This window comes from Kosakonia sp. LAM2021 (assembly GCF_016620385.1).
Taxonomy (GTDB): domain Bacteria; phylum Pseudomonadota; class Gammaproteobacteria; order Enterobacterales; family Enterobacteriaceae; genus Kosakonia; species Kosakonia sacchari.
This window is the reverse complement of record NZ_JAENHT010000006.1, coordinates 201628-219207: the sequence shown is the minus strand read 5'-3', so window position 1 is coordinate 219207 and position 17580 is coordinate 201628. Positions and strand designations below refer to the sequence as shown.

The 17580-nt window shown below is 50.5% G+C and carries 20 protein-coding genes and 1 tRNA gene; 17 read left to right on the top strand and 4 right to left on the bottom strand.

Annotation, left to right across the window (positions count from 1 at the left end; all coding sequences use genetic code 11):
* The 4 genes from mlaC (at position 1) to murA (ending at position 2622) form a co-directional block, all read left to right on the top strand.
* The gene (gene mlaC, locus JKP81_RS14975; protein ID WP_200552356.1) at positions 1–639 is read left to right on the top strand and encodes a phospholipid-binding protein MlaC; all 639 of its coding nucleotides are present in this window, start codon (positions 1–3) and stop codon (positions 637–639) included.
* Complete coding sequence (mlaB, locus tag JKP81_RS14970) at positions 636–929, top strand: lipid asymmetry maintenance protein MlaB (protein ID WP_017457332.1); 294 nt, start codon at positions 636–638, stop codon at positions 927–929. The genes mlaC and mlaB overlap by 4 nt, the downstream gene beginning before the upstream one ends.
* Before the next feature lie 126 nt (positions 930–1055).
* Complete coding sequence (ibaG, locus tag JKP81_RS14965) at positions 1056–1310, top strand: BolA family iron metabolism protein IbaG (RefSeq protein WP_017457333.1); 255 nt, start codon at positions 1056–1058, stop codon at positions 1308–1310.
* 52 nt (positions 1311–1362) lie between these two features.
* Positions 1363–2622, top strand: a complete 1260-nt coding sequence (gene murA, locus JKP81_RS14960) for a UDP-N-acetylglucosamine 1-carboxyvinyltransferase (RefSeq protein ID WP_017457334.1) — start codon at positions 1363–1365, stop codon at positions 2620–2622.
* A gap of 94 nt (positions 2623–2716) precedes the next feature.
* Here murA and sfsB read toward each other — a convergent pair whose 3' ends face one another.
* Together sfsB and ispB are read right to left on the bottom strand one after the other, a co-directional pair.
* The gene (gene sfsB, locus JKP81_RS14955) at positions 2717–2992 is read right to left on the bottom strand and encodes a DNA-binding transcriptional regulator SfsB (RefSeq protein WP_017457335.1); all 276 of its coding nucleotides are present in this window, start codon (positions 2990–2992) and stop codon (positions 2717–2719) included.
* A gap of 214 nt (positions 2993–3206) precedes the next feature.
* Positions 3207–4178 (bottom strand): octaprenyl diphosphate synthase, encoded by a 972-nt coding sequence (gene ispB, locus JKP81_RS14950; protein WP_045512659.1) that lies wholly within the window; start codon positions 4176–4178, stop codon positions 3207–3209.
* Between the two features lie 259 nt (positions 4179–4437).
* Here ispB and rplU point away from each other — a divergent pair, with 259 nt between their 5' ends.
* The 4 genes from rplU to cgtA all read left to right on the top strand — a co-directional run bounded on the left by rplU (position 4438) and on the right by cgtA (position 7278).
* Positions 4438–4749 carry a 50S ribosomal protein L21 gene (rplU, locus tag JKP81_RS14945; RefSeq protein WP_003025032.1) on the top strand — a complete coding sequence of 104 codons (312 nt, stop codon included), beginning with the start codon at positions 4438–4440 and terminating at the stop codon, positions 4747–4749.
* A gap of 20 nt (positions 4750–4769) precedes the next feature.
* Positions 4770–5027: a 50S ribosomal protein L27 gene (gene rpmA, locus JKP81_RS14940; protein WP_017457338.1), complete on the top strand. Its 258-nt coding sequence runs from the start codon at positions 4770–4772 to the stop codon at positions 5025–5027.
* A 94-nt stretch (positions 5028–5121) separates the two neighbouring features.
* Entirely contained in the window at positions 5122–6087 is a 966-nt protein-coding gene (locus JKP81_RS14935; RefSeq protein WP_200552355.1) for a DMT family transporter, read from the top strand.
* A gap of 15 nt (positions 6088–6102) precedes the next feature.
* Entirely contained in the window at positions 6103–7278 is a 1176-nt protein-coding gene (gene cgtA, locus JKP81_RS14930) for an Obg family GTPase CgtA (RefSeq protein ID WP_200552354.1), read from the top strand.
* 79 nt (positions 7279–7357) lie between these two features.
* Here the strand turns inward: cgtA and dacB are convergent, their stop codons facing one another.
* Entirely contained in the window at positions 7358–8791 is a 1434-nt protein-coding gene (gene dacB / locus JKP81_RS14925) for a serine-type D-Ala-D-Ala carboxypeptidase (RefSeq protein ID WP_200552353.1), read from the bottom strand.
* Between the two features lie 247 nt (positions 8792–9038).
* Here dacB and greA point away from each other — a divergent pair, with 247 nt between their 5' ends.
* Positions 9039–9515 carry a transcription elongation factor GreA gene (gene greA / locus JKP81_RS14920; protein WP_017457342.1) on the top strand — a complete coding sequence of 159 codons (477 nt, stop codon included), beginning with the start codon at positions 9039–9041 and terminating at the stop codon, positions 9513–9515.
* Positions 9516–9667: 152 nt separating this feature from the next.
* On the opposite strand, the gene yhbY is transcribed toward greA, so the two are convergent.
* Positions 9668–9961: a ribosome assembly RNA-binding protein YhbY gene (gene yhbY / locus JKP81_RS14915; RefSeq protein ID WP_007369919.1), complete on the bottom strand. Its 294-nt coding sequence runs from the start codon at positions 9959–9961 to the stop codon at positions 9668–9670.
* 118 nt (positions 9962–10079) lie between these two features.
* Here yhbY and rlmE point away from each other — a divergent pair, with 118 nt between their 5' ends.
* The 8 genes from rlmE (at position 10080) to JKP81_RS14875 (ending at position 17529) form a co-directional block, all read left to right on the top strand.
* A complete protein-coding gene (gene rlmE, locus JKP81_RS14910) occupies positions 10080–10706 on the top strand; it encodes a 23S rRNA (uridine(2552)-2'-O)-methyltransferase RlmE (protein WP_020455430.1) in 627 nt (208 codons plus the stop codon).
* Positions 10707–10808: 102 nt separating this feature from the next.
* Positions 10809–12740, top strand: coding sequence for an ATP-dependent zinc metalloprotease FtsH (gene ftsH, locus JKP81_RS14905; RefSeq protein WP_017457344.1), 1932 nt, complete (start codon positions 10809–10811; stop codon positions 12738–12740).
* 99 nt (positions 12741–12839) lie between these two features.
* Complete coding sequence (gene folP, locus JKP81_RS14900) at positions 12840–13688, top strand: dihydropteroate synthase (protein ID WP_200552352.1); 849 nt, start codon at positions 12840–12842, stop codon at positions 13686–13688.
* A complete protein-coding gene (gene glmM / locus JKP81_RS14895; RefSeq protein ID WP_017457346.1) occupies positions 13681–15021 on the top strand; it encodes a phosphoglucosamine mutase in 1341 nt (446 codons plus the stop codon). Before folP ends, glmM begins: the two co-directional genes overlap by 8 nt.
* A 224-nt stretch (positions 15022–15245) precedes the next feature.
* On the top strand, positions 15246–15578 hold the full coding sequence (gene secG, locus JKP81_RS14890) for a preprotein translocase subunit SecG (RefSeq protein WP_200552351.1): 333 nt from the start codon (positions 15246–15248) through the stop codon (positions 15576–15578).
* A gap of 12 nt (positions 15579–15590) precedes the next feature.
* A tRNA-Leu gene (locus tag JKP81_RS14885) sits at positions 15591–15677 on the top strand.
* 338 nt (positions 15678–16015) lie between these two features.
* Positions 16016–16942, top strand: coding sequence for a hypothetical protein (locus tag JKP81_RS14880; protein WP_234455665.1), 927 nt, complete (start codon positions 16016–16018; stop codon positions 16940–16942).
* Positions 16943–17004: 62 nt separating this feature from the next.
* A complete protein-coding gene (locus JKP81_RS14875) occupies positions 17005–17529 on the top strand; it encodes a CS1 type fimbrial major subunit (protein ID WP_200552350.1) in 525 nt (174 codons plus the stop codon).
* Positions 17530–17580 lie beyond the last annotated feature (51 nt).

The window sequence follows — 17580 nt, the reverse complement described above, 5'->3', positions numbered from 1 at the left end:
ATGTTTAAACGTCTATTAATGGTTGCCCTGCTGATAATTGCGCCGCTGGGTGCCGCGATGGCGGCCGATCAAGCTAACCCTTACGCCGCAATGAAAGACGCGGCACAGAAAACCTTTGATCGCCTCAAAAATGAGCAGCCGAAAATCCGTGCGAACCCGGACTACCTGCGCGACGTTGTTGATCAGGAACTACTGCCCTATGTGCAGGTGAAATACGCCGGTGCGTTGGTACTGGGCCGTTATTACAAAGAAGCGACCCCCGCGCAGCGTGAAGCCTATTTCGCTGCATTTCGCGAATACCTGAAACAGGCTTACGGCCAGGCGCTGGCAATGTATCACGGGCAGACCTATCAGATTGCGCCGGAGCAGCCGCTGGGCGATGCGACGATTGTGCCGATCCGCGTGACTATCATCGATCCAAATGGCCGTCCGCCGGTGCGCCTGGATTTCCAGTGGCGTAAAAACACGCAGAGCGGCAACTGGCAGGCTTACGACATGATTGCCGAAGGGGTGAGCATGATCACGACCAAACAGAACGAATGGAGCGATCTGCTGCGTACCAAAGGTATCGACGGTTTAACCGCTGAGTTGCAATCTATTTCCCGCCAGAAAATTACCCTGGACGAGAAAAAGCAATGACAGCCAGTCTACGCTGGTCGCGCGATGGAGACTGCCTGAAACTGTTGGGCGAACTGGATCAGGATCTCTTAAACCCGCTGTGGGATGCGCGCGTGGAGGCGATGAACGGGGTGACCTGCATCGACTTACACGGCGTATCACGCGTTGATACCGCAGGCGTCGCGCTGCTGGTACATCTGGTGGCACAGGGCAAAAAGCAGGGAAATAATGTTGTGCTTGCTGGGGTGAGTGAGAATGTTTCCACCCTCGCCGCGCTCTATAATTTGCCGCAGGATGTATTGCCTCACTAATTTTTTCAATGCGTTACTACTTAAAGCCCCATCCTTTATATTGATGGGGCTTTTTGCTTGTTTAAGCCGACGCCACTTTCCTCTAAGATGTGTGACTGTTTTCACTATTAGATGATATTTACACCCATGGAAAATCATGAAATTCAGACGGTGCTGATGAACGCACTCTCTCTCCAGGAAGCCCACGTCACTGGCGATGGCAGTCACTTTCAGGTTGTTGCTGTGGGTGAGATTTTTGACGGCATGAGCCGGGTCAAGAAACAACAGACCATTTATGGCCCGCTGATGGAATACATCGCAGACAACCGTATCCATGCCCTGTCGATCAAAGCCTACACTCCGGCAGAGTGGGCGCGGGATCGCAAACTTAACGGCTTTTGAGCGCAGGGGATAAACCCACTGCGCGTGTGAATTCTTAACAGAGATCAGATGAATGGATAAGTTTCGTGTACAGGGGCCGACGCGTCTCCAGGGCGAAGTGACAATTTCAGGCGCGAAAAACGCCGCGCTGCCGATTCTTTTTGCCGCGTTGCTGGCAGAAGAGCCGGTTGAAATCCGTAACGTTCCGAAACTGAAAGATATCGATACCACCATGAAACTGCTCAGTCAGTTGGGTACCAAGGTGGAACGTAATGGATCCGTGTGGATCGATGCGGGCGACGTCAATGTTTTCTGCGCACCTTACGAGCTGGTGAAAACCATGCGCGCATCTATTTGGGCGCTGGGGCCGTTGGTGGCGCGTTTCGGTCAGGGGCAAGTCTCTTTGCCTGGCGGTTGTGCCATTGGCGCGCGTCCGGTGGATCTGCACATTACCGGCCTGGAACAATTGGGCGCGGAGATCAAGCTGGAAGAGGGCTACGTCAAAGCTTCCGTTAACGGGCGTCTGAAAGGCGCGCATATCGTGATGGATAAAGTAAGCGTTGGCGCGACTGTAACGATTATGTCTGCTGCGACGCTGGCGGAAGGCACGACCATTATCGAGAATGCCGCCCGTGAGCCGGAAATTGTTGATACGGCGAACTTCCTCAATACCCTCGGTGCAAAAATCACCGGTATGGGAACCGATCGCATCACCATCGAAGGGGTGAAACGTCTGGGCGGCGGTGTTTATCGCGTCCTGCCTGATCGTATCGAAACCGGGACTTTCCTGGTCGCGGCGGCGATTTCTGGCGGTAAAATTGTCTGCCGTAACGCTCAGCCGGATACGCTGGACGCGGTGCTGGCTAAGCTTCGCGATGCTGGTGCGGATATTGAAGTTGGCGAAGACTGGATTAGCCTTGATATGCATGGCAAGCGACCGAAAGCAGTGAATGTGCGCACGGCTCCGCATCCGGGGTTCCCGACCGATATGCAGGCGCAATTTACGCTACTGAACCTGGTGGCTGAAGGCACTGGCGTTATCACCGAGACTATCTTCGAAAACCGTTTCATGCATATCCCTGAGCTGATCCGTATGGGTGCTCACGCGGAAATCGAAAGCAATACAGCGATTTGCCACGGCGTAGAAAAGCTCTCCGGTGCGCAGGTCATGGCAACCGATTTACGTGCTTCTGCAAGCCTTGTGCTGGCGGGTTGTATTGCGGAAGGAACCACCATCGTTGATCGTATCTATCATATCGATCGTGGCTATGAGCGTATCGAAGATAAACTCAGTGCGCTTGGCGCGAATATTGAGCGCGTCAAAGGCGAATAATCCTGTCTGCGGTACAGTAAGAAGGGAGCCTCGGCTCCCTTTTTTTCTATCGCTTGTTCTGGCAAGCAAGGGGAGGTGCTACTTGCATGACCGCTTATTTTTCCTCCCTTTTTTTCCTGATCAGCTTCGTCTTATCAATAAATTCATGGGTGACAGGATCATGATAACGTGATGGCCAGATAACCCAGGGATCGGTGTCCAGCGCACGAGCAATAATCAATTCCCCTTTTGGCCATGAGCGGGTCAGAGCGTTAGCGAGGGTCGAAGAGCTTAACCCGTTTTTACGGGATTCCGCAGCCAGTGATGTTCCTTTTTTACGCAGTCCGGCAATGATATCAGCCTGGTGCCAGTCCATTAATTTTGTTTCCATAACATCTCCCTGATAGAAAATAGGTGTCAATTATTTACGCCAACAACGCTATTTACTATACGCATGTGGGAGCAATTGTTCTGAAAAGCTCATGTAATATTTTGCGTTTTAGGATTATGACAAGGCTTGATATTGCTGGTTATTTTTGGTTTTTACGTGATTTAATAAAACTTACTGGAACTTTCCCGCGACAATGCGCGGGAAGCTGGAAAGATTAACGATCGCGCTGAACGGCGATGTGGGCAAGACCGACCAACGCTTCGCGCCACGGTGAATCCGGCAGAACCTGTAGAGCAGCAATTGCTTTATCCGCTTCTTCTTCCGCACGACGACGCGTCCATTCCAGTGAGCCGCAGGCCGCCATTGCTTCCAGAACAGGTTCCAGAAGGTGTCGGCCGTTTCCTTGCTCGATAGCTTCGCGGATCATCTGTGCTTGTTCTGGTGTGCCGTTATGCATGGCATGTAACAACGGTAACGTCGGTTTGCCTTCATTCAGGTCATCGCCAGTGTTTTTACCGAGCGTTTCACCGTCTGCGCTGTAATCAAGCAAATCGTCGATGAGCTGGAAAGCCGTTCCCAGATAGCGGCCGTAATCCTGCAGCCCTTTTTCCTGCGCTTCTGTACAACCCGCCAGCAAGCCGGAGCACTGAGCCGCCGCTTCAAACAGACGTGCGGTCTTGCTGTAAATGACGCGCATATAGTTTTCTTCGGTGATATTGGGGTCGTTGACGTTCATCAACTGCAGGACTTCACCTTCAGCAATCACGTTTACGGCTTCGGACATCACTTCCAGCACTTTCAGCGAGCCGAGGCTAGTCATCATCTGGAAAGCACGGGTGTAGATAAAATCACCAACTAACACGCTCGCTGCGTTGCCAAAGGCCGCGTTAGCGGTGGCTTTGCCGCGGCGCATGTCGGACTCGTCCACAACATCGTCATGGAGAAGGGTCGCGGTGTGAATAAATTCGATTAATGCGGCAATAGTGACATGCAAATTGCCCTCATAGCCAACGGCTCGCGCCGCCAGCACGGCAATCATCGGACGGATGCGTTTGCCGCCGCCGCTTACGATGTAATAACCCAACTGGTTGATTAACTGAACATCCGAGTTGAGTTGTTGCAGAATCGTCGCGTTTACACCCGCCATATCGTGCGCGGTTAACTCATTGATTTTTTCTAAATTCATCGCAAAAGCCGGGCTTTCAGTCCTGTTTACCACATAGCAAAATGGGATAACAAAGGGTTACGGGTTAGAATAGTATTGTTGATTGTACTGAAAAAATGCGCCAGATAAACGTTACCTTACGTGTTGTGTTTTTTTTCTGCATGGAGTGACGATCACTCTTGTCAAAGGCTAGCAAGTTGCGTAATATTCGCGCCCTATTGTGAATATTTATAGCGCACTCTGAATTGATCAGAATATGTGCGCGGAAGCGGAGTTTTATATGTACGCGGTTTTCCAAAGTGGTGGTAAACAACACCGAGTAAGCGAAGGTCAGACCGTTCGCCTGGAAAAGCTGGACATCGCAACTGGCGAATCTGTTGAATTCGCTGAAGTTCTGATGATCGCAAACGGTGAAGAAGTCAAAATCGGCGTTCCTTTCGTTGATGGCGGCGTAATCAAAGCTGAAGTTGTTGCTCACGGTCGTGGCGAGAAAGTTAAAATCGTTAAGTTTCGTCGTCGTAAACACTACCGTAAGCAGCAGGGCCACCGTCAGTGGTTTACTGATGTGAAAATTACTGGCATCAGCGCCTAAGACCTGAGGAGTAGATTTAAATGGCACATAAAAAGGCTGGCGGCTCAACTCGTAACGGTCGCGATTCAGAAGCTAAACGTCTGGGCGTAAAACGCTTCGGCGGTGAAGCAGTTCTGGCAGGTAGCATCATCGTTCGTCAACGTGGTACCAAATTCCACGCTGGTTCTAACGTAGGTTGCGGCCGTGACCACACTCTGTTCGCTTTGACTGACGGTAAAGTTAAGTTCGAAGTTAAAGGCCCGAAAAACCGTAAATTCATCAGCATCGTTGCTGAATAAGTTTTTCGCGTCCCGGTAACGGAAGAAAGCCCCGCAACACGTTGCGGGGCTTTTTACATTAGAAGTCCGGTAAATTCTGGCAGGGAATACGGCCATGAAACAGCAGGCAGGCATCGGTATTGCGCTGGCGCTCACAACCGCGATGTGCTGGGGCGCGTTACCTATCGCCATGAAGCAGGTGCTGGAAGTGATGGAACCGCCAACGGTGGTGTTTTATCGCTTTTTAATGGCGGGAATCGGCCTTGGTTTGATTCTCGGCTGGAAAAAAAAACTGCCCCCGCTGCATCTTTTTCGCAAGCCGCGCTGGTTGGTTTTGTTGGCAATTGCTACAGGTGGGCTGTTCGGGAATTTCATCCTCTTCAGCTCTTCCCTGCAATATGTTAGTCCGACGGCTTCGCAGGTAATCGGTCAACTTTCGCCGGTGGGCATGATGATTGCCAGCGTTGTTATTCTCAAAGAGAAAATGCGCGGCACTCAAGTTATCGGCGCGCTGATGCTTATCTGTGGTCTGGTGATGTTTTTTAATACCAGCCTGGTGGAGATTTTTACCCGCCTGACAGATTACACCTGGGGCGTGATTTTTGGCGTCGGAGCAGCCACGGTGTGGGTGAGTTACGGCGTCGCACAAAAAGTGTTATTGCGGCGCCTGGCTTCCCAGCAGATCCTCTTTTTGCTGTACACTTTGTGTACAGTTGCGTTATTGACGCTGGCAAAACCCGCCGTGCTGCTTCAGTTGAATGACTGGCAGCTGGCTTGTCTGGTGTTTTGTGGCCTGAATACGCTGGTGGGTTATGGTGCGCTGGCGGAAGCGATGGCTCGCTGGCAGGCGGCGCAGGTGAGCGCATTAATCACGCTGACACCGCTCTTTACGCTGTTTTTTTCAGATTTATTATCAATGGCCTGGCCCGATGTTTTCGCCAGACCGATGTTAAACCTTATCGGTTATCTCGGTGCGTTTGTCGTGGTTGCGGGCGCGATGTTTTCCGCTATTGGCCATCGTCTTTTGGGACGCTGGCGCAGTCGCGAAGTGGTCGCCACTGTGCCCCGCTCGGGCGAATGAGTTACGGAGAGTAAAATGAAGTTTGTTGATGAAGCTACGATCCTTGTCGTGGCAGGTGATGGCGGTAACGGTTGTGTGAGCTTCCGCCGCGAAAAATATATCCCGAAAGGCGGCCCTGATGGTGGCGACGGTGGCGACGGCGGTGATGTCTGGCTGGAAGCGGACGAAAACCTCAATACCCTGATTGACTACCGTTTTGAAAAATCCTTCCGCGCTGAACGCGGACAGAATGGCCAGAGCCGCGACTGTACAGGGAAACGCGGAAAAGATATTACGGTAAAAGTACCGGTCGGTACGCGTGTTATCGATCAGGGTACCGGCGAAACAATGGGCGATATGACGAAACATGGTCAACGTCTGATGGTCGCGAAAGGTGGCTGGCATGGTCTGGGCAACACGCGGTTTAAATCCTCAGTTAACCGTACGCCTCGTCAGAAAACGATGGGCACGCCGGGCGATAAGCGCGACCTGCAACTGGAACTGATGTTGCTGGCCGACGTGGGTATGCTTGGTATGCCAAACGCGGGTAAATCGACCTTTATTCGCGCAGTATCTGCCGCAAAACCAAAAGTGGCGGATTATCCTTTTACCACGCTGGTGCCGAGCCTTGGCGTTGTCCGTATGGATAACGAAAAGAGTTTTGTGGTTGCCGATATTCCGGGGTTGATCGAAGGGGCGGCTGATGGCGCAGGCCTCGGGATCCGTTTCCTGAAGCATCTGGAGCGTTGCCGCGTCCTGCTGCACCTGATCGATATCGATCCGATCGATGGTTCCGATCCGGCGGAAAATGCTCGTGTCATCATCGGTGAACTGGAAAAATATAGCGAGAAGCTGGCGGCCAAACCGCGTTGGTTGGTATTCAACAAAATCGATCTGATGGATAAAGCGGAAGCAGAAGCTAAAGCAAAAGCTATCGCTGAGGCGCTGGGTTGGGAAGATAAATTCTACCTTATCTCAGCGGCCAGCCAGCAGGGCGTGAAAGACCTGTGCTGGGACGTGATGACCTTTATCCTCGAAAACCCGTTCACCCAAGCGCAGGAAGAGCAGCAGCCTGAGAAAGTCGAGTTTATGTGGGATGATTATCATCGCCAGCAGCTTGAAGAAGCTGAAGTGGTTGAAGAAGACGAAGAGTGGGATGACGACTGGGACGAAGACGACGAAGAAGGCGTCGAGTTCATCTACAAACGTTAATCGCTACGATTTCCCCGGCTGAGCGGGGGAATTTCGCCAACAAAAATGCCGGGTAGTGTGTGCTAACCCGGCTTTTTTGTTAGTTATTCTGGTAAATATCTTTGTACAGACGGCTTTCAAAACGCACCAGTGGAATGCGGCGATTACGCTGATCCGCCGGTTCGACAGCATAACCAGAGAGATACTGCACGAAAGCCATCCGCTGACCGCTCGCAGTGGTGATAAACCCGGCCAGGTTATACACGCCTTGCAAGGAGCCTGTTTTGGCCGAGACTTTCCCGTCTACACCTGCTTCATGCAGGCCTGCGCGATACTGCAGAGAGCCATCATAGCCTGCCAGCGGCAGCATTGAGATGAAATTGAGCTCGGTGTCATGCTGCGCAATATATTGCAGAACTTGCATCATCGTGGCGGGTGCCAGAAGGTTATGTCGTGACAGGCCGGAGCCATCAGCGATGATCGTATTACCGAGATCGACGCCGGCCTGCTGGCGCAGGATCTGCCGCACTGCATCCGATCCTGCTCGCCAGGTACCCGGTACGCCAAAGCGCGCGTGACCAATCATACGAAACACCGTATCAGCGATCATATTGTCTGATTTTTTCAGCATCTGCTTTAACAGATCGTGAAGCGGTACCGACTGCTTGCTTGCAATGACTGTACCGGCCTGGTTCTCTTGCGTCTGGCGCAACAAGGTGCCGCTATAGGTGATGCCTGCGTCGTTCAATTCTGCTTTCAAAATTGCACCGGCGTAGCTTGCTCCGTCCTGAATGGCGAAAGCGAGCGGGAGCGGATCGGCACGCTGCGGCAGGCATCCCGTTAGCGTAAAGCGATTTAAATCGCCTGGAATGACATCCAGTTCGCAATACTGCGCCTCTGCGGAGCCGCGTGCGAGTGTGCGCACCTGGCTGAACATATTCACCGGATAATAATTCGCGATGCGGATATAGGCCAAATCGCCCGGTTTTTGCGCGCTATAGAGCGAAATCGAGAAGCAGTTGCGATCGATAATCGCCGCAGCAGGTGGTGCGCTAAAGCATTGCGTCATGTCGTTCCACGGCCAGCCTGGCGCTTTATCATGACTGGCAAAAATAGAGGTATCGATTAGCACATTACCTTCGATTTTCTGCACGCCCGACTTTTTCAGCGCCGCGACCATATTGCGAATATCCTGACGCTTTAGCGTCGGATCGCCGCCAAATCGTGCAATTAAGTCACCTTTTAATGTACCGTTCTCGACAGAACCTTTGCTTTCCAGCGTGGTTGTAAAGCGAAAGTCCGGCCCAAGCTGCAATAGTGCCGCCAGCGCGGTGATGACCTTCTGAGTACTGGCTGGCAGCGCCATTTGTTTGCCGTGGTAATCAATTTCTGGCGCCTGAGCTCCGACTTTTTGCACCATCAGCGCCAGGTTTGCACCATCCGGCAGTTGGTTTATGTATTCGTCTACATTCGCGGCCTGAACGTTCAGGGCTATACTTGTGGTCAATCCGATGATAAAGCTGGAAAATCGCATAATCTCGCGCTAGGAAGCAGTAAACAAGCCGTCATACTACGGCGCAACGACCCGGAAAGTAAACGATGACCCATAGTGAACTTCCGGGTAAAATACGTATCAAAATGAAAAATTGCGCTGACCTGGGGCTTTGTCTCCGGGTCAGTTTTCTTTTGCTCCTGCCCGACGGTATATGCCGGTGTACGGGGGAGGTAGATCAGATGGGGTGGGTTACCGCTCCCTACAGGAATGTTCAAGAGGTATAACAATGCAAGCTATTCCGATGACCTTACGTGGTGCCGAAAAATTGCGCGAAGAACTGGAGTTTCTGAAATCCGTTCGTCGCCCTGAAATCATTGCCGCCATCGCGGAAGCCCGCGAACATGGCGATCTGAAAGAGAATGCGGAATATCACGCAGCGCGCGAGCAGCAGGGTTTCTGCGAAGGGCGAATTAAAGATATCGAAGCAAAATTGTCCAATGCGCAGGTGATCGACATTTCTAAAATGCCGAAAAGCGGTCGTGTTATTTTTGGTTCCACCGTTACGGTATTGAACCTCGATAATGACGAAGAGCAGACTTATCGCATTGTTGGCGATGATGAAGCCGACTTTAAACAGAACCTGATTTCAGTCAATTCCCCCATTGCCCGCGGCCTGGTCGGTAAAGAACAGGACGATGTGGTGGTGATTCGTACGCCGGGTGGCGAAGTGGAATACGAAATTATCAAAGTGGAATATCTTTGATCGCTGTCTTCGCGTCGATTGTTGACGGATTGTAAAGAAAAGAAAAAGGCCGCACTGCGGCCTTTTATGAATTCCGGGAGCGTGGCATTTTGCACCTCTGCTGGCGGAAACCCCTCGTTTTACACAGATTTTGTGTTCAATTCAGGATATCCTTAGCGTGGCAGCGAAATTTTACGCTCCGCGGTTGGGCGATAAAGCACCAGCGTTTTACCGATGACCTGTACGTTGCAGGCGCCGGTTTCGCGAACGATAGCTTCCACGATCAAGGTCTTAGTTTCTCTGTCTTCAGAGGCGATCTTCACCTTGATGAGCTCATGGTGCTCTAGCGCTTGTTCAATCTCGGCCAGTACCCCTTCGGTCAAACCATTATTGCCAAGCATAACTACCGGCTTGAGCGGATGTGCCAGACCTTTCAGGTGCTGTTTTTGTTTAGTACTCAGATTCATCGTATATTTTGCTTACGTTGGGATTGAAAACGGGTCATTCTACCGCCATCTCCACTGTATCGCCAAATTGCGCGTCGAAATTTCTCGATGTCGACGATGAACCCAGATGGAAAGTTAAATGACAGGTAAAAAGCGTTCTGCCAGTTCGAGCCGCTGGCTTCAGGAACACTTTAGCGATAAATATGTTCAACAGGCGCAGAAAAAAGGGTTGCGTTCCCGTGCCTGGTTTAAACTTGATGAAATACAGCAAAGTGACAAACTTTTTAAGCCGGGTATGACGGTTGTCGACTTGGGCGCTGCCCCTGGTGGATGGTCACAATATGCGGTCACACAGATTGGTGGTAATGGTCGTATCATCGCTTGCGATCTTTTACCGATGGATCCAATCGTTGGTGTGGACTTCCTTCAGGGCGATTTTCGTGATGAATTAGTTCTGAAAGCGTTACTGGATCGCGTTGGTGACAGTAAAGTTCAGGTTGTCATGTCAGATATGGCGCCGAATATGAGCGGTACACCTGCTGTTGATATCCCCCGTTCCATGTATCTGGTGGAGCTGGCGCTGGAGATGTGCCGTGATGTGTTGGCGCCAGGCGGAAGTTTTTTAGTGAAGGTGTTCCAGGGCGAAGGTTTCGATGAGTATCTCACCGAAATTCGCTCCCTGTTTACGAAGGTTAAAGTGCGTAAACCGGACTCTTCACGTGCGCGTTCACGTGAAGTGTATATTGTAGCGACCGGGCGAAAATGATACCCCGTTGATTTCGGCCTTTGGTTTGAAAGAGATGGGTTATGTTGTATCCTGACGCTGTTTTTAACACAGTTGTAATATGAGGTTAATCCCTTGAGTGACATGGCGAAAAACCTAATACTCTGGCTGGTCATTGCCGTCGTGCTGATGTCAGTATTCCAGAGCTTTGGGCCCAGCGAGTCGAATAGCCGTAAGGTGGACTATTCTACCTTCCTGCAAGAGGTCAACCAGGACCAGGTTCGCGAAGCGCGTATCAACGGACGTGAGATCAACGTTACCAAGAAAGATAGTAACCGTTACACGACCTATATCCCGGTCCAGGATCCGAAACTGCTCGACAACCTGGTGACGAAAAACGTCAAGGTTGTAGGTGAACCGCCGGAAGAGCAGAGCGTTCTGACGACTATCTTCATCTCCTGGTTCCCGATGCTGCTGCTGATTGGGGTCTGGATTTTCTTTATGCGTCAGATGCAGGGCGGCGGTGGCAAAGGTGCCATGTCGTTCGGCAAGAGCAAGGCGCGTATGCTTACGGAAGATCAGATCAAAACGACTTTCGCTGACGTTGCCGGTTGCGACGAAGCAAAAGAAGAAGTTGGCGAGCTGGTTGAATATCTGCGTGAGCCGAGCCGTTTCCAGAAACTGGGCGGTAAAATCCCGAAAGGCGTCCTGATGGTCGGTCCTCCGGGTACGGGTAAAACGCTGCTGGCGAAAGCGATCGCCGGTGAAGCGAAGGTGCCATTCTTCACTATTTCCGGTTCTGACTTTGTAGAAATGTTCGTTGGTGTCGGTGCATCTCGTGTGCGCGACATGTTCGAGCAAGCTAAGAAAGCCGCACCGTGCATTATCTTCATCGATGAAATCGACGCCGTAGGCCGCCAGCGTGGCGCGGGTCTCGGCGGTGGTCACGATGAGCGTGAACAGACGCTGAACCAGATGCTGGTTGAGATGGATGGTTTCGAAGGCAACGAAGGTATTATCGTTATTGCCGCGACTAACCGTCCGGACGTACTCGACCCTGCTTTGTTGCGCCCGGGCCGTTTTGACCGCCAGGTTGTTGTCGGTCTGCCGGATGTTCGCGGTCGTGAACAGATCCTGAAAGTCCATATGCGCCGTGTACCGCTGTCGCCGGATATCGATGCTGCAATCATCGCACGCGGAACGCCAGGCTTCTCCGGTGCCGATCTGGCTAACCTGGTCAACGAAGCAGCGCTGTTTGCCGCTCGTGGTAACAAACGCGTCGTGTCGATGGTCGAATTTGAAAAAGCGAAAGACAAAATCATGATGGGTGCGGAACGCCGCTCCATGGTGATGACTGAAGCGCAGAAAGAGTCCACGGCATATCACGAAGCAGGTCATGCGATTATTGGCCGTCTGGTGCCGGAACATGATCCGGTGCATAAAGTGACGATTATTCCGCGCGGCCGTGCGCTGGGTGTGACGTTCTTCTTGCCAGAAGGTGATGCAATTAGCGCCAGCCGTCAGAAACTGGAAAGCCAGATTTCAACGCTATACGGCGGTCGTCTGGCAGAAGAGATCATCTACGGTGTTGAACATGTTTCTACCGGTGCGTCGAACGATATTAAAGTCGCGACCAACCTGGCACGTAATATGGTCACCCAGTGGGGCTTCTCCGATAAACTCGGTCCGCTGCTTTACGCGGAAGAGGAGGGCGAAGTATTCCTGGGCCGTAGCGTTGCAAAAGCGAAACATATGTCCGATGAAACTGCACGAATCATCGACCAGGAAGTGAAATCGCTTATTGAACGTAACTACAATCGCGCACGTCAGCTGCTCAATGAGAATATGGATATTCTGCATGCGATGAAAGATGCTCTGATGAAATATGAGACCATCGATGCACCGCAGATTGATGACCTGATGTCACGTCGTGATGTTCGTCCGCCAGCAGGTTGGGAAGAACCGGGTACGAACAACTCTGACAATAATGGTACGCCGCGAGCGCCGCGTCCGGTCGATGAACCGCGTACGCCAAACCCGGGCAATACCATGTCAGAACAGCTGGGCGACAAATAAGTATTTGCGCTGATGATCTGCTTTTAATGAAAACCCCGGGGCTTGCTCCGGGGTTTTTCTTTTAATTTCTAACTGCCATAACCTCAGGGATTTTTAGTCATGAAACTCCATGCTCAGGGCTCAACACTGGATTTGTCACATCCCCATGTAATGGGCATCCTCAATGTAACGCCGGATTCTTTTTCTGATGGCGGTGCACATAACACATTGATCGAGGCGGTGAAGCACGCGAACCTGATGATCAATGCGGGGGCGACAATTGTGGATATCGGCGGGGAATCAACGCGTCCTGGAGCGGCCGATGTTAGTGTGGAAGAGGAGCTTGAACGCGTAATCCCGGTTGTTGAAGCCATCGCACAGCGTTTTGAGGTATGGATTTCCGTCGACACGTCTAAACCTGAAGTCATTCGCGAATCGGCGCGCGTAGGTGCACATATCATTAACGATATTCGCTCATTAACAGAGCCCGGTGCGCTGGAAGCCGCCGCACAAACCGGATTGCCGGTTTGCCTGATGCATATGCAAGGCCAGCCAAAAACCATGCAGGAAGCGCCGAAATATGATGATGTGTTTGCTGACGTGAATCGCTTTTTTATCGGGCATATAGCGCGATGCGAACATGCTGGGATCGCAAAAGAGAAATTGTTGCTCGACCCGGGATTCGGTTTCGGTAAAAATCTCTCCCACAATTATGCATTGCTTGCCCGCCTGGCTGAGTTTCATCATTTTGGCTTACCTCTGCTGGTCGGAATGTCGCGTAAGTCGATGGTAGGCCAGCTACTTAATGTTGGCCCCTCCGAGCGTTTAAGCGGTAGTCTGGCTTGCGCAGTGATCGCGGCAATGCAAGGCGCGCACATTATTCGTGTTCACGATGTAAAAGAAACAGTAGAAGCGATGCGGGTGGTGGAAGCCACGCTGTCAGCGAAGGAAAACAAACGCTATGAGTAATCGTAAATATTTTGGCACCGATGGTATTCGCGGCCGCGTTGGCGACGCACCGATCACCCCTGATTTTGTGCTTAAGCTGGGTTGGGCCGCCGGGAAAGTACTGGCGCGCCATGGATCGCGTAAGATCATCATTGGTAAAGACACCCGTATTTCGGGTTATATGCTGGAATCCGCGCTGGAGGCCGGTCTTGCGGCGGCTGGTCTTTCCGCATCCTTTACCGGACCAATGCCAACGCCGGCGGTAGCCTACCTCACGCGCACATTCCGAGCAGAAGCGGGAATCGTGATTTCGGCTTCACATAACCCTTTCTATGACAATGGCATCAAATTCTTCTCTATTGACGGCACAAAACTGCCGGATGCCGTAGAAGAGGCGATTGAAGCCGAGATGGAAAAGGAGTTGACCTGTGTGGACTCCGCTGAGCTGGGGAAAGCCAGCCGCATTGTTGATGCCGCAGGACGTTACATTGAGTTTTGCAAAGCGACGTTTCCGAATGAACTGAGCCTTAACGGGTTAAAAATCGTGGTTGATTGCGCTAATGGTGCGACTTACCACATCGCACCGAGTGTTTTTCGCGAACTGGGTGCGAAAGTTATTGCCATTGGGTGTGAACCGGATGGCGTGAACATCAACGAAAAATGTGGCGCGACGGATGTGGCAGCGCTGCAGCAGCGCGTTCTGGTTGAGAAAGCCGATTTAGGCATTGCCTTTGATGGTGACGGTGACCGTGTCATTATGGTCGATCATGAAGGTAACAAGGTCGATGGTGATCAAATCATGTATATCATTGCCCGCGAGGGGTTGCGCCAGGGGCAGTTGCGCGGTGGGGCAGTAGGCACACTGATGAGCAATATGGGGCTTGAACTGGCGCTTAAGCAACTGGGCATTCCCTTTGCGCGGGCGAAAGTGGGCGACCGTTATGTGCTGGAAAAAATGCAGGAGAAGGGCTGGCGCATCGGCGCTGAAAACTCCGGTCATGTGATTTTGCTGGATAAAACGACGACCGGAGACGGTATCGTGGCCGGTTTGCAGGTGGTTGCCGCAATGGTGCGTAACCATATGTCCCTGCATGATTTGTGCAGCGGTATGAAGATGTTCCCGCAAGTGCTGGTGAATGTGCGTTTTACCGCAGGCATTGGCGATCCGCTGGAAGACGAGACGGTCAAAACGGTGACGGCAGAAGTGGAAGCGACGCTGGCTGGCCGCGGTCGTGTGCTATTGCGTAAATCCGGTACTGAGCCGTTAATTCGCGTCATGGTAGAAGGTGAAGACGAGGCGCAAGTGACATCGCTGGCGAATCGCATTGCTGACGCAGTTAAGGCTGTAAAATAGCGCGATAAGTGCTTAAAAAGGCGGCTGTTGCCGCCTTTTTAATAGCCTGAGATCGCAATTTTGCTGTTTTTTTCCGCACTTGATAAAATGCGCTTAAATTGCCCTTGCGAAGGTCATTCGCTTTGGTTAGTATTCACACCCGCTTCAGTGGGAAAGCAATAAACATCCCACTTTTATTGGTTTGAAGCATTGGCTGCGGCAACCCCGCAAGGAACAGGTTGATTATGTACGAAGCTCTTTTAGTTATTTTCCTTATTGTAGCGCTGGCTCTTGTTGGCCTGATTATGCTGCAGCAAGGTAAAGGCGCTGACATGGGAGCCTCCTTTGGCGCTGGCGCGTCCGGTACGCTGTTCGGTTCAAGTGGTTCTGGTAACTTCATGACCCGTACGACTGCTGTGTTGGCAACACTGTTCTTTATTATTAGCCTTGTGCTGGGCAACATTAACAGCAATAAAACCAATAAAGGAAGCGAGTGGGATAATCTGAGCGCACCGGCAAAGAGTGAACAAACTCAGCCTGCAACTCCGGCGCAGCCGACCAGCGATATCCCGCATTAAGAAGTAAGTCGTGCCGAGGTGGTGGAATTGGTAGACACGCTACCTTGAGGTGGTAGTGCCCGATTGGGCTTACGGGTTCAAGTCCCGTCCTCGGTACCAATATTCCGAAAAAAAGACATCGCAAGATGTCTTTTTTTGCCTGTCATTTATGACATTGCCAAACCTTCAACCTTCAACCTTCAACCTTCAACCTTCAACCTTCAACCTTCAACCTTCAACCTTCAACCTTCAACCTTCAACCTTCAACCTTCAACCTTCAAACCCCAAACCTCAAACCTCTTCTATGTATTCAACAGGTAATTGCTTTCAAGTTTATTAATTCTACGATTAATACAAGAAAATCGTCCCGCGCCAGGCGCTAACTTGCTTGAGTTAGCCAGACCCTATTTCAAAGGCAAGATAAAAGCGCATTAATTTCATATTAATCTTTAAAATCATTGACATATATCATTATCAAAAATTTATTTACTGGTCTGAGGAGTAAAATTGATCAAGATTCGGTTTTTAATTATTTATTAATCCGCATCTCTTCGGTTGCTTTAATTTCGAGGCGTGATTATCTTTTCCTCGTTTTTAGCGTTGTCTGGATACCGAATATGTATTGCGCCACTTTATTAAAAAGGATTGCTCCATTTTCTCTGGCTCTTTTTTTGGGGTTGAAAATGTCGGCAGCTCTTGCGCTTCCTGAAATTGGAATAGGAAGCATGTATGACATTATGTCACCTGAATCTCAGTCTATTAATAAGCGTATTTATAATGCCGGGACATCAACGGCATTTGTCCGGGTGGATATGTTGGAAGTTAATATTCATAAAAGCGGGAAAGTAGTTGAGTCGCCAGTTAAAGAAGTTTCTGGTAATTCTTTGCAAAAAGAAAGACTCATTGTTACACCACTGCGTATGATTATTCCGCCATCCGGTTTTCAGCCGGCTAGATTTATGTGGCCGGGCGACCGAAATGTCGAAAAGTATTACCGTGTACGATTTATCCCAGTTCTTCCGCAAAAGGATGATGGTTTCGGGTTAAGCGGTAAAGAAGCTGATGATTACCGTAAGAAGGCATTAACAGCCGGGCTGAATGTAATGGCGGGCTACGGCACGCTGGTTATTGTGCAGCCGTCGAAACCTATTTTTAATACTCAGGTTGAATCGTCACTCCCTGAAGTTATTCGCGTAACAAACAGAGGCAACGCCACGATTGTTCTCGAAGATATCCGCAGTTGCACTTCAGTTGGTACAGAGTGCAGCAGCGCTACGCGTCTTTTTCTACTGCCGGGTAAAAGCAAAGCGGTAGAAAAAAGTAAAGGGCGTACTACCTATTTCACCCTTATCGAAGGGGAAAACCAAAAGAAACTACGTTTCTAGTATTACGCAGTAAGTTGTAAACAAGCAGCATGCTTTTTATATATCAAATTAAGGGACTTGCCATGTTATCTCATAAAATCGCGAAAGTTTGTTTAATCACTGGTGCTCTGTCTTTATCCGTATTCGGTAGCACAGCAGCAATGGCTGTTAATCAGCAAAGCTATACTATTGATGTCTACGCTCATATTCCAAGTGATGACTTTCAAATTGAACCTGTAGAAAGTGGATGGATCCATCAAGCGCAGGAAATTGAATATGATCTTACTACCTCTAAATTGAAAAATTTTGAGAAGCAATTTCAGTATAAAAACATTTCAGGTGGTATTCGTGCGACCTTGACAAATACGGATGCCAACGGTGAGACCATTTTATCTAACGGCTCAGACATTATTCCGCTTAAAGTGGAATTCAACGGCGTTGAGTTAAGTGATACCGCGCAGACTGTAGTTAATGCGACTGCGGCAAAAGCAGGTGGACGTACGATGCTGCGTATTAGCCAGAAAGATACTCAGCCTCTCTCTGTACAGGGTGATTTCACCGGACAGGTTGCCATGATTTTTGAAGAAGAGCTTGTTACTAATCCTTAATTCTTTTCGCAAAATCATTTAAAAGCCTGTCACTAAATATTATGAAAATAT

Bases quoted from the DNA above. Each gene is read 5' to 3' on its own strand.
- mlaB (WP_017457332.1), top strand. From the start codon at position 636: ATGACAGCCAGTCTACGCTGGTCGCGCGATGGAGACTGCCTGAAACTG.
- mlaC (WP_200552356.1), top strand. From the start codon at position 1: ATGTTTAAACGTCTATTAATGGTTGCCCTGCTGATAATTGCGCCGCTG.
- murA (WP_017457334.1), top strand. From the start codon at position 1,363: ATGGATAAGTTTCGTGTACAGGGGCCGACGCGTCTCCAGGGCGAAGTG.
- rlmE (WP_020455430.1), top strand. From the start codon at position 10,080: ATGACAGGTAAAAAGCGTTCTGCCAGTTCGAGCCGCTGGCTTCAGGAA.
- folP (WP_200552352.1), top strand. From the start codon at position 12,840: ATGAAACTCCATGCTCAGGGCTCAACACTGGATTTGTCACATCCCCAT.
- ibaG (WP_017457333.1), top strand. From the start codon at position 1,056: ATGGAAAATCATGAAATTCAGACGGTGCTGATGAACGCACTCTCTCTC.
- sfsB (WP_017457335.1), bottom strand. From the start codon at position 2,992: ATGGAAACAAAATTAATGGACTGGCACCAGGCTGATATCATTGCCGGA.
- ftsH (WP_017457344.1), top strand. From the start codon at position 10,809: ATGGCGAAAAACCTAATACTCTGGCTGGTCATTGCCGTCGTGCTGATG.
- rplU (WP_003025032.1), top strand. From the start codon at position 4,438: ATGTACGCGGTTTTCCAAAGTGGTGGTAAACAACACCGAGTAAGCGAA.
- yhbY (WP_007369919.1), bottom strand. From the start codon at position 9,961: ATGAATCTGAGTACTAAACAAAAACAGCACCTGAAAGGTCTGGCACAT.
- glmM (WP_017457346.1), top strand. From the start codon at position 13,681: ATGAGTAATCGTAAATATTTTGGCACCGATGGTATTCGCGGCCGCGTT.
- rpmA (WP_017457338.1), top strand. From the start codon at position 4,770: ATGGCACATAAAAAGGCTGGCGGCTCAACTCGTAACGGTCGCGATTCA.
- JKP81_RS14875 (WP_200552350.1), top strand. From the start codon at position 17,005: ATGTTATCTCATAAAATCGCGAAAGTTTGTTTAATCACTGGTGCTCTG.
- cgtA (WP_200552354.1), top strand. From the start codon at position 6,103: ATGAAGTTTGTTGATGAAGCTACGATCCTTGTCGTGGCAGGTGATGGC.
- secG (WP_200552351.1), top strand. From the start codon at position 15,246: ATGTACGAAGCTCTTTTAGTTATTTTCCTTATTGTAGCGCTGGCTCTT.
- JKP81_RS14935 (WP_200552355.1), top strand. From the start codon at position 5,122: ATGAAACAGCAGGCAGGCATCGGTATTGCGCTGGCGCTCACAACCGCG.
- dacB (WP_200552353.1), bottom strand. From the start codon at position 8,791: ATGCGATTTTCCAGCTTTATCATCGGATTGACCACAAGTATAGCCCTG.
- greA (WP_017457342.1), top strand. From the start codon at position 9,039: ATGCAAGCTATTCCGATGACCTTACGTGGTGCCGAAAAATTGCGCGAA.
- ispB (WP_045512659.1), bottom strand. From the start codon at position 4,178: ATGAATTTAGAAAAAATCAATGAGTTAACCGCGCACGATATGGCGGGT.